This is a genomic window from uncultured Alistipes sp., from assembly GCF_902388705.1.
GTDB lineage: Bacteria > Bacteroidota > Bacteroidia > Bacteroidales > Rikenellaceae > Alistipes.
The window spans coordinates 18,671-29,143 of the sequence record NZ_CABMQJ010000028.1; the positions used below are offsets into that span (position 1 = coordinate 18,671).

The following is a 10,473-nucleotide window of genomic DNA, read 5'->3' on the forward strand; positions in this document are numbered from 1 at the left end:
GCCATGAGATTTTTCGATACAGACCGCTGGAACGAAATCTGGCAGACAATTTCGCGGAACCGCAAGCGCAGCATCATGACGGCGCTGGGCGTATTCTGGGGTATCTTCATGCTCACCGTGCTGCTGGGCGCCGGCATGGGCCTGGGGCGCCTGTTCCGCGCACAGCTGGGCGGCATGTCCACCAATACGGTGCTGCTGCAAAGCAGCCGTACGTCGATTCCCTACAAGGGAATGCCCACGGGCCGCTGGTGGCGGATGGACAACGACGACGTGGAGGCCGTCAGCAAACTGGACGAGGTGGAGTACACCTCGGGCATTATCTGGGGCAACGAACTCAACTGCAGCTACAAAGAGCGCAAGGGCGACTACCAGATGATGGGATATACGCCCGACTACCAGAAAATCAACCCCCAGAAGATTCTCTACGGGCGCTTTATCAACAACGTGGATATGGCCCAGAAACGCAAGGTCTGCGTCATCGGCACCCAGGTGCAGAAAGACCTCTTCCCGGGGGAACCCGACCCCACGGGCAAGGTCATCAAGGTCGGAAGCAGCTACTTCACGATTATCGGCGTCATGCGCCGCGAATCGTCGGCCATGTCGTTCAGCGACGTCGAGCGTACGATCGTCGCGCCGATTTCGCTGGCGCAACAGATGTTCGGCTACGGTCGCACCATACACCTGCTGGCCCTGGCCGGCGACAAGAACGTCCCGAGCAAACAGGTCGAAAAAGCGGCCCGCGACGCCGTTTTCGCCCGCCACATGATTTCGCCCGACGACGAGAAAGCCGCATGGACGATGTCCACCGGGGAGATGTTCGACAAGGTGATGAGCCTGTTCTGGGGCATCGGGCTGCTGACCTGGATCGTAGGCCTGGGCACGCTGCTGGCCGGTATCGTCGGCGTGAGCAACATCATGCTGGTGCTGGTCAAGGAGCGCACGCAGGAAATCGGCATCCGCCGCGCGCTGGGAGCCCCGCCCACGGCCATTATCTCGCAAATCCTTTCCGAGAGTTTCATCCTGACGTTCATCGCCGGGGTAATCGGGCTTACGGCCGCCGTCGGCGTGCTGTCGGTCGTGGACTCAATCTACTACCAGGCGGTCACCGTGGCGCAGGAGGGGCTCGAAATATCGTGGCAGATATCTTTCGGCACGGGCATGCTGGCCCTGTTCATCCTGGTTGCCGGCAGCCTGCTGGCGGGCGTCATTCCCGCCACCCGCGCCCTGAAAATCAAGGCGGTGGATGCAATACGCGAAGAATAATAATTAAATAAACAGATTACGGCTATGAAAAAAATTCTGAAAATCTTCCTGGGAGTGCTCTTTGCAGCGCTGCTTCTCGGGACTTTCTGGTTCCTGTGGCAGAAAACCCGCCCGGTAAAGGTGGTCTACACAATTGTCCAGCCCAAGCTGGACACGCTCAAGCAGTATGTGGTCGCCACGGGTAAAGTCGAGCCCCGCGACGAGGTGCTCATCAAACCCCAGATTTCGGGTATCGTTTCCGACGTCTACAAGGAGGCCGGGCAAATGGTTCGCAAGGGCGAAGTAATCGCCACGGTGAAAGTCGTTCCCGAGATGGGACAGCTGTCGAGCGCCGAGTCGCGCGTATCCGTAGCCGAAATCTCGCTGACGCAGACCCGCCGCGAGTTCGACCGCACGGAGGCCCTGCACAAAAAGGGAGTCGTCTCGGACGAGGAGTTCGAGCAGAGCCGCACAACGCTCCAGAAAGCCGAAGAGGAGCTGCAGAACGCCAAGGAGAACCTGGAAATCGTCAAGAACGGCATCACCAGCCGATACAAGGAGTTGAGCAACACGCAGATACGTTCGACAATCGACGGTATGATACTCGACGTGCCGGTCAAGGTCGGAAACTCGGTCATCCAGTCCAACACGTTCAACGACGGTACGACCATCGCCACGGTGGCCGACATGTCGAACATGCTCTTCCGGGGCAACGTCGACGAAACGGACGTGGGCAAGCTCCACGAGAGCATGCCCGTGAAGCTGACCATCGGCGCATTGCAGAACGTCGAGCTCGACGCCGTGCTGGAGTACGTGTCGCCAAAGGCGACGGAGGAGAACGGCGTCATCATGTTCGAGGTCAAGGCCGCCGTGAAGATTCCCGAGAAGGTCTTCGTCCGCGCCGGGTACAGCGCCAACGCGAGCATCGTAATCCAAAGCCGCGAAGGCGTGCTCACGCTGCCCGAGAGCACCGTGGAATTCGAGGGCGACAAGACCAGCGTATATGTCCTGACCAGCGCCGAGGGCGTCGACGAACAGACTTTCGACAAACGCGAAGTCAAAATCGGCCTTTCGGACGGCATCAACATCGAAATCACCGAGGGCGTGACCGCGGAGGACAAAATCCGCAGCGCCAAAGAAGACAAGAAGAAATAATTCCAAATGCATCGCAGCATGAAAACCAGCACCCTATTCGCCGCACTCTGCACGGCTGCCGCAATGCTCTGCGCAGGGCCTGCCGCGGCACAGATCCCGCAGGGGGATGCAGCGGAAGCACAGACGCCTGCGCCCGGCACCCTCTGGTCGCTCGACGACTGTATCGGCTACGCCCAGCGCAACAACATCGACGTACAACAGCGGGCACTGCAGGTCGAGCAGAACGAGGTGGAGCTCTCGACCGCCCGTTACAGCCGCCTGCCCGACCTGAACGCCTCGCTGGGCGGCGACGCCTCGTTCGGACGCGTACTTTCGAGCGACAACACCTATAAGGACAACAACCAGACTTCGGGCTCGCTGAACATTTCAGCCGGAATGCCCATATTCCAGGGGCTGCGCATCAACCGCCAAATCAAGGGCGGCAAACTGGATCTCGCGGCCGCCGTGCAAGACCTCGAACGGGCGCGCGAAGACGTGGCTATCAACGTCATGACGCTCTACCTGCAGGTGCTTTACAGCAAGGAGCTGACCGAAGTAGCCGAACGTCAGCTGGCGTTGAGCACGCAGCAGGTCGATCGCAGCCGCGAACTGGTCGCCGCAGGCAAACAGCCCGAATCGGCGCTCTACGAAAGCGAAGCGCTGCGCGCCAACGACTTCCTGACGCTCACGCAGGCCCGCAACGACCTGCAGCTGTCGCTGCTGAACTTGAGCCAGGCCCTCAACCGCGAGAGCGCCGCAGGATTCGACATCGTACGGCCGGAGTTAGACAGCCTGACGCTCGCGTCGCTGCACGCACTCGGCACGGCGGACGCCGTTTACGCCTATGCGGCCGAACACCGGCCCCACATCAGGGCCGAGCGCCTGCGCCTGGAAAGTTCCGAAAACTCGGTGCTCATCGCCAAGTCGGCGCTCTATCCCTCGATTTCGCTTTCGGGCGGTTACGGAACGGGCGTATACAGCGCGGACGACGACAAGTTGTGGGCCCAGATGCGCCACAACAGCCGCGAATACGTCGGCCTGTCGATGAACATCCCGATTTTCAACCGACGCGCCACGCGCAACAACATCCGCACGGCCCGGCTGTCGGTGCGCAGCCAGCAGCTCGCGCTGACCAACGCCGAACTGTCGCTGCGCAAGGAGATCGAACAGGCGTGGTACAACGCCGACGCCGCCTACGGCAAATACCGCTCGGCCGAAGCGGCCCTCGCCTCGGCAAAGGTGGCGTTTGCCTACGAACAGCAGAAAGCCGACGCGGGACGTTCGACCATTTTCGACTTCAACGACGCGAAAACCCGCATGGAGAAAGCCGAATCGGAACTCGTGCAGTCGAAATATGAATTCGTCTTCCGTTCGAAGATACTCGATTTTTACCGCGGCCAACCGCTGCAGCTCTGATTTCCGGGGTAAACATTTTGTGCAAAGTAAACAAATCGGGGCGGTCGATAACTCGACCGCCCCGATGCTGCCGGAAAAACCAATCCCTCAAGTTTTCCTGCAGCTGCCGGGTCAGGCTTTCAGACTCCGTCCCGGCACAGAAGCCCTTTTGCGTCACTAACAACCCTCCTTCTCCCTGTGTGAAGTAGAGCAATACAAAGATATACAAATATTCCAAAGTTGTATAGCCCGGGGTCGGTTTTGTTCTAATGCCGGACTGAAATGATTTAGTAGAGTGACCGAAAATGTTGCACCCGGGCACAAACAGCCCACAAAACGTTCGGCAAAAAAGCGACTATCTGAAAAATTTGCCCTACTTTTGCAGCAACATTACAATCAGGAAAGATGGAGTGGCTTAAAAGTTTGTTCGTCGAGCATTCGGCTTTGCAGGCCGTCGTGGTGATTTCGCTCATCTCGACGGTCGGGATTGGATTGGGAAGAATCCGGTTCTTCGGCATCTCGCTGGGCGTGGCTTTCATCTTCTTCGCCGGCATCCTGGCCGGGCACTTCGGGCTGTCAATCGACCCGTCGATGCTGATGTACGCCGAAAGTTTCGGCCTGATTATCTTCGTCTACGCACTCGGACTGCAGGTAGGCCCCGGTTTCTTCAACTCCCTGCGGGCCGACGGGCTGCGCCTGATGTCGCCGGCCGTTGCCGTGGTGCTGCTCGGCACCGCCCTGGCCGTAGCCATGAGTTTCGTCCTGAACGTTTCGATGCCCGACATGTCGGGTATCCTGTGCGGCGCCACGACCAACACCCCGGCGCTCGGTGCCGCGCAGCAGGCCCTGCAGCAGATGGGCATCGATTCCAACGGGGCAGCCTTGAGTTGCGCCGTAACCTATCCGCTGGGTGTGGTGGGCGTCATACTGGCCATCGTGTTCATCCGCAAGCTCTTCGTCAAACCCTGCGACATGCCGGAACCCGACGCCGAGCACAAGAAGAACGTATTTATCGCCAGCTACCACCTGACCAACCCGGCCGTCTTCGGCAAGAGCGTCCACGAAATCGCCGCACAGAGCCACCATCATTTCGTCATCTCTCGCGTGTGGCGCGAGGGGCAGGTTTCGATTCCCACCTCGGACAAAAAGTTGCAGAAAGACGACATCATCCTGGTAATCACCACTCCGGGCGATGCCGACGCCCTGCGCCTGATTTTCGGCGAGCAGGAGAAAAAGGACTGGAACACGGAGAACATCGACTGGAACGCCGTCGACAGTCAGCTCATTTCACAGCGCATACTCGTAACGCGGCCCGAAATCAACGGCAAGAAACTCGCCTCGCTGCGCCTGCGCAACAACTACGGCATCAACATCAGCCGCGTATACCGCTCGGGCGTACAGCTGCTGGCGACCCCCGACCTGCGGCTGCAGATGGGCGACCGCCTCACGGTCGTGGGCGAGGCAGCGGCAATCAAAAGCGTGGAAAAGATACTGGGCAACGCCGTGAAGAACCTCGAGGAACCCAACCTCGTGGCGGTTTTCGTGGGGCTGATTCTCGGCCTCACGCTGGGAAGCATCCCCGTGAGCATCCCGGGCATCAGCCTGCCCGTAAAACTCGGCCTTGCGGGCGGCCCGATTATCGTCGGCATCCTGATAGGCACGTTCGGCCCGCGCCTGCACATGATTACATACACCACCTACAGCGCCAACCTGATGCTCCGCGCGCTGGGACTCTCGATGTACCTCGCCTGCCTGGGGCTCGACGCCGGGGCGCACTTCTTCGAAACCGTCATGCGGCCCGAGGGGGCACTGTGGCTGCTGCTGGGATTCCTGCTGACGTTCGTACCCGTGGTGGTGCTGGGCATCTTCGCACTCCGCGTCCTGCGCATCGATTTCGGCTCGGTCGCCGGCATGCTGTGCGGCAGCATGGCCAACCCGATGGCGCTCAACTACGCCAACGACACCATCGAGGGCGACAACCCGTCGGTATCGTACGCCACGGTCTACCCCCTGTGCATGTTCCTGCGGGTGATTATCATTCAGATCATGCTGATGGTTTTCCTGTAACCTCCGCCGGCGGATTGCGCAGGGCCTCGATGTCGGCGCCCGACGGGTTCTGGAACACCCGCAGGTCGAATTCGGGAATGACGGCCAGCACATGGTCGAACACGTCGGACTGTATCCGCTCGTAATCCACCCACACCACCGTATCGGTAAAGAAATACAGCTCCATGGGAAGTCCCGTTTCCGTGGGCTGCAACTGGCGCACCATCAGCGTCATGCCCTGGTTCACGGGCACCTCGTTGCGCAGGTAGCGCTCCAGGTAGGCGCGGAACACGCCGAGGTTGGTCTGGTGCAGGCCGTTGATTTTACGCTCGCCGGGCTTGATGCCGTGCGTGGCATTGTACTGCTCGACGCGCTGCTCGGTCTGGTCGACATACTCGCGAATCAGGTCGATATTGCGGTATTTCTCCAACATCGCAGGCGTGCAGAACCGGACGCTCGTCATGTCGATATTCACCGAGCGTTTCACGCGCCGGCCGCCCGAAAGCTGCATGGCGCGCCAGTTCTGGAACGAGTCGCTCACCAGCAGGTAGGGCGGCAGCGTGACAATCGTATTGTCCCAGTTGCGCACTTTCACGGTCGTGAGCGACACCTCCTCCACCGAGCCGTCGGCGCCGTACTTGGGAACGGAAATCCAGTCCCCCACCTTGAGCATGTCGTTGGCCGAGAGCTGGATGCCCGATACGAATCCGAGGATGCTGTCGCGGAAAATCAGCATGATGATGGCCGCCGAAGCGCCCAGTCCGGCAAGCAGGCTCGCAGGCGACTTGTCAATCAGAATCGAAACGATCAGGATGCAGCAAATCAGCAGCGCAATACCCTGCCCCGTTTGCCGCAGGCCCTTAATCGGCTTGTTCTGCCATGCGGGCCGGGCCGAGGCGATGCGGAACACCGCATACAGCACGGCATTGATAAAACGGAAAACCGTCACGACGATATAGACCTCGACCAGCCGTGTCACGATTGTCCGGGCCTCGGTCTGTTCGTCGAAGACCACCGGCAGTACGATAACCAGCACCACGGCGCTGACGATGTTGCACAGGCGGCTCAAAACCGCAGGGCTGAACAGTTCGTCGTCCCATGTAGCCTTGGTGCGCGCGACGATGCGACGCATGCCGCGCACGAGGACGGCGCGGCACAGGAAATCGAAAAGCGCCACGGCCAGCAGCACCAGGACGAAAGCCACCCAGCGATCCCAGTCGTTATTTTGTGCGGCCGTGATGCCCAGCCATTCGAGCAGTGCATCGGCCCAATGTTTAAGGAGAGTCTGCATACGGCATTCCTATCAATTTTCAGACCTATTCGGGAAATTGGCAACGGGAAACCGCCCGCCGCAAAGCCCTGCAGCACCTGCGCCCTCCGGCTCCGGCAGACAGGCAGACCTGCATGCGGGCACGGGCCGCGCGGAACAAAGCGATTCGCGGATAACGGGCAGCAGGGCGTCGGGCTGCTGCAAAACGCTTCATAGCAATCCCCCGGTTACAAATATAAACAAATAAACGGTTATCCGAAAATCAGTTTCACCTCGCCCTCGAAATTGGGCGTGAAGACGCCTTTGCCCAGATTTTCAAAGATTTCGTCCCGGCTCCAGAAACGCCCGCCGTCCAGTTCGTCGCTCGGAACGACGGCGCCGTCGTAAACCGTGCGGTGGACGTAAACCAACTCCCGTTCCCGCTCCGACCGGAAAACATACGCCGCGATGCGCTCGGGGGCAAAATCGGTGACGCCCAGCTCTTCGCGCACTTCGCGCCGCAGGGCCTCGCCGACCGTTTCGCCGTAGTCGACATGCCCGCCCACGGCCGTGTCCCACCGTCCCGGCTGAATATCTTTCCACGCCGGCCGGCGCTGCAGGTAGAGTTCGCCCCGCGCGTTGAACAGGTGCAGGTGCACCACCGGATGCAACAGCATCCCGCCGCCGTGGCACTCGGCGCGCGTCGCCGACCCCACGACCGTCCCGGCTTCGTCGACCACCGGGAAGAGCTCCGAGCCGTTATCGCACTGCATGGCGGGGATATTTGCGGTTGTAAATCACGGATGCCAGCAGTCCGAGCAGCACGAAGCCCGCACCCGGCAGCGCCGTGTATTCATACCCCAGGCCGTGCGCGACAGGCAGGCCGCCGCAGTAAGCGCCCAGCGCATTGCCGAGGTTGAACGCCACCTGCACGAGCGCGGCGCCCAGCATCTCGCCGCCGTGCGAGTTTTCGAGAATCAACAGCTGCTGGGGCAATGAAACACAGAACAGGCAGCCCGTACAGATCACCATCAGGGCCACGGAGAGGTAACGCAGGTGCGCCCCGAAAAAGACCCCGAGCAGGGAGAGGACGGCCACGGCCAGCGTGAAAAGCACGACCCTCTCGGGTGTGAACCGATCGGAAAAATGGCCTCCGACGATATTGCCCGCGAACATGCCGAACCCGGCCAGCATGATAATCAGCGTCAGGTCGTCGGCCGTAAATCCCGACGTATGCACCATCAGCGGGCTGACGTAGCTGTACCAGCAGAAGATGCCGCCGTTGCCGAGCATCACCGAAGCCAGCACCAGCCACGGCGCAAGGCTGCGCAAGAACCGGAACTGCCCTTTCAGGCCGGTGTCGGGAAGCGGCTCCATGCGGGGCACCCACAGCCGCACGAGCAGCAGGGCCACCACGCCCCACACGGCCACGATGCCGAAGGTCGCGCGCCATGTCAGCGCATTGCTGATGTAGGTGCCGAGCGGCACGCCGAACAGGTTGGCGACGGTCATGCCGACAATCATAATCGAAACGGCCTCGGTGCGCTTGCCCGCATCGGCGACCCGCTCCGCGACAATCGACCCCACGCCGAAAAACGCACCGTGGGGAAGTCCCGAAACGAAACGCATGGCCAGCAGCGCCCAGTAACCCGGCGCCAGGGAGGCGCAAAGGTTTCCGACGGCAATCAGGGCGGTAAGCACCATCAGAATCTGCTTCAGCGGACGGGTGCGGGCGACCAGCACCGTAAGCGGCGCGCCGAAGCAGACGCCGAGCGCATAGGCCGAAATCAGGTGTCCGGCCCGGGGGATGGTGACCCCGAGGCTGCGGGCTATATCGGGCAGGATGCCCATCATCACGAACTCCGACATTCCGAGCGCAAGCGTTCCGAATGCCAGGGCAATCAGGCTTTTTTTCATAGGAAGACCCCGTTAACGATTAACCGGCTGCAAAAATAGCACAAAAGGCGAAAAGTTATTCGCTTTTCGCCTTTCGCATATCACTCTTTCGCCGGCCGGCGGCTGTCTGCCGCAGCGCCCCGCCGTGCGCGGGTTATTCGGAGGCCTCGGGCGGGCGGTTCCCCTCGCGCGGCTGACCGACTTCGTAACCCAGTTCGCGCATCCACTCGACGGTGGCCGCATCGACCTGGTCGTTGCGGTCTATCCAGTTGCGCTGCTCGATCAGGCGCTTTTTATGCTCTTCGATCCGCTGCATAATCGGGAAATCGGGATGGCGCATCTGCGAACGCCGCCCGCGCTCCGAAGGGCGTATCCGGCGGTCGAACACGTCGGCCTGCGCGGGACGCCGCGCCCCTTCCCATTTGAATCCCTTGAGGTACAGCTCCTGCGTGGGCGGAATCTTGTCCATCGGATAGAAAGCGTCCGTGATGTCGTTGCGGTAGACGATTTGCACCACCTGCTTGTCCTCGATGTAGAACGAGCAGTCCCCGCTCTCGATAACGCCCATCATCGTAATCTCGGGCGGCTCGCCGTCCTGCATGTAATAGATGGTCTGGGCGTTGCCGTTGACATCGTTGCGGTAGATCTCGTTGTTGTGGAAGAAGGCCGTCATGGTCTTGCCCGCCACCTGGTTGTAATGCACCGTGTCGAGCTGGCCGACCATCATCGGACTGCCGATAAACTCGGCCCGTACAATCTGCTGGTTCGCGGTGAAGATGTCCATCACGTCGGAGGTGATCTGGTTGCTCTGGTTCCACAACACGGGTTCGATATAGAGGTGAATCGTGGAGTCGGTGCTGATTCCGACAATCGAATCGCAAACCGTCTGGAAGTCGGAGCGGTAAATCCGCACATTGCGGTAGCCTTTCATCAGGCGGTAGACGCTGTCGGCGGGCAGCGCCGGCGAATCGACGGAGTCGGCCGGAATCGCCATCGCCGTCGTGTCGGCCAGCAGCGAATCGACCAGCAGGTTCAGCAGCGAATCCTGTTCGGTCATATTCCGTTCTATCAGCGAGTCCAGCTCCCGCAGCACGGCCGAGTCGACGGGAATGACTTTCCCCTTGCGGGCGGCACGCTCCTGCCGGGCCTTGAGCTTCGCCTCGGCCTTCTTGCGCTTCGCGGCCAGGCGCTCCTCCTCACGCTCCTTCTGCGCCAGCAGTTTGGCCGTATTCTTCTCCTTGCGCCGGGCGGCTATTTCGTCGAGTTTCTCTTTTTTGGCTTTGGCGGCCGCGGCTTTCTGCTCGGCCTTGGCCTTGCGCGCCGCCTCCTTGAGCAGCACCTTGCGCTCGGCGACGGTCAGCGTATCGGCGCCCGCGAGCGAATCGGCGGGGACAACCTGTGCCGACAGCGAGTCGATAGCACCTTCCGGCATGCCGGGATGCGCCGCACCCAGCGAATCGGCTCCGGCGGACGCAGCCGTTCCGGGCCCTGCCACAGCGGATGCCAGCGAG

The 10,473-nt window shown here is 60.9% G+C and carries 7 protein-coding genes and 1 pseudogene; 4 read left to right on the forward strand and 4 right to left on the reverse strand.

The window, feature by feature from the left end; all coding sequences use genetic code 11:
- The first annotated feature begins 3 nt into the window (after positions 1-3).
- The 4 genes from QZT71_RS08040 (at position 4) to QZT71_RS08055 (ending at position 5,838) form a co-directional block, all read left to right on the forward strand.
- Positions 4-1,263 (forward strand): ABC transporter permease, encoded by a 1,260-nt coding sequence (locus QZT71_RS08040; RefSeq protein WP_295914859.1) that lies wholly within the window; start codon positions 4-6, stop codon positions 1,261-1,263.
- 24 nt (positions 1,264-1,287) lie between these two features.
- Positions 1,288-2,397 carry an efflux RND transporter periplasmic adaptor subunit gene (locus QZT71_RS08045; RefSeq protein ID WP_295914862.1) on the forward strand — a complete coding sequence of 370 codons (1,110 nt, stop codon included), beginning with the start codon at positions 1,288-1,290 and terminating at the stop codon, positions 2,395-2,397.
- 6 nt (positions 2,398-2,403) lie between these two features.
- Positions 2,404-3,792: a TolC family protein gene (locus QZT71_RS08050; RefSeq protein ID WP_295914866.1), complete on the forward strand. Its 1,389-nt coding sequence runs from the start codon at positions 2,404-2,406 to the stop codon at positions 3,790-3,792.
- 384 nt (positions 3,793-4,176) lie between these two features.
- Entirely contained in the window at positions 4,177-5,838 is a 1,662-nt protein-coding gene (locus tag QZT71_RS08055; RefSeq protein ID WP_295914869.1) for a putative transporter, read from the forward strand.
- Here QZT71_RS08055 and QZT71_RS08060 read toward each other — a convergent pair.
- The 4 genes and pseudogenes from QZT71_RS08060 to QZT71_RS08075 all read right to left on the reverse strand — a co-directional run.
- Positions 5,816-7,108, reverse strand: coding sequence for a mechanosensitive ion channel domain-containing protein (locus QZT71_RS08060; RefSeq protein ID WP_295914872.1), 1,293 nt, complete (start codon positions 7,106-7,108; stop codon positions 5,816-5,818). The genes QZT71_RS08055 and QZT71_RS08060 overlap by 23 nt on opposite strands.
- Before the next feature lie 230 nt (positions 7,109-7,338).
- Positions 7,339-7,839, reverse strand: a complete 501-nt coding sequence (locus QZT71_RS08065; RefSeq protein WP_295914874.1) for an NUDIX domain-containing protein — start codon at positions 7,837-7,839, stop codon at positions 7,339-7,341.
- Positions 7,826-8,983, reverse strand: coding sequence for an MFS transporter AraJ (gene araJ / locus QZT71_RS08070; RefSeq protein ID WP_295914877.1), 1,158 nt, complete (start codon positions 8,981-8,983; stop codon positions 7,826-7,828). The genes QZT71_RS08065 and araJ overlap by 14 nt, the downstream gene beginning before the upstream one ends.
- 133 nt (positions 8,984-9,116) lie before the next feature.
- Positions 9,117-10,473, reverse strand: a pseudogene (locus tag QZT71_RS08075) (hypothetical protein); the annotation flags it as partial.

Coding starts and splice junctions, on each gene's coding strand:
- QZT71_RS08040 (WP_295914859.1), top strand. CDS start 4: ATGAGATTTTTCGATACAGACCGCTGGAACGAAATCTGGCAGACAATT.
- QZT71_RS08045 (WP_295914862.1), top strand. CDS start 1,288: ATGAAAAAAATTCTGAAAATCTTCCTGGGAGTGCTCTTTGCAGCGCTG.
- QZT71_RS08050 (WP_295914866.1), top strand. CDS start 2,404: ATGCATCGCAGCATGAAAACCAGCACCCTATTCGCCGCACTCTGCACG.
- QZT71_RS08055 (WP_295914869.1), top strand. CDS start 4,177: ATGGAGTGGCTTAAAAGTTTGTTCGTCGAGCATTCGGCTTTGCAGGCC.
- QZT71_RS08060 (WP_295914872.1), bottom strand. CDS start 7,108: ATGCAGACTCTCCTTAAACATTGGGCCGATGCACTGCTCGAATGGCTG.
- QZT71_RS08065 (WP_295914874.1), bottom strand. CDS start 7,839: ATGCAGTGCGATAACGGCTCGGAGCTCTTCCCGGTGGTCGACGAAGCC.
- araJ (WP_295914877.1), bottom strand. CDS start 8,983: ATGAAAAAAAGCCTGATTGCCCTGGCATTCGGAACGCTTGCGCTCGGA.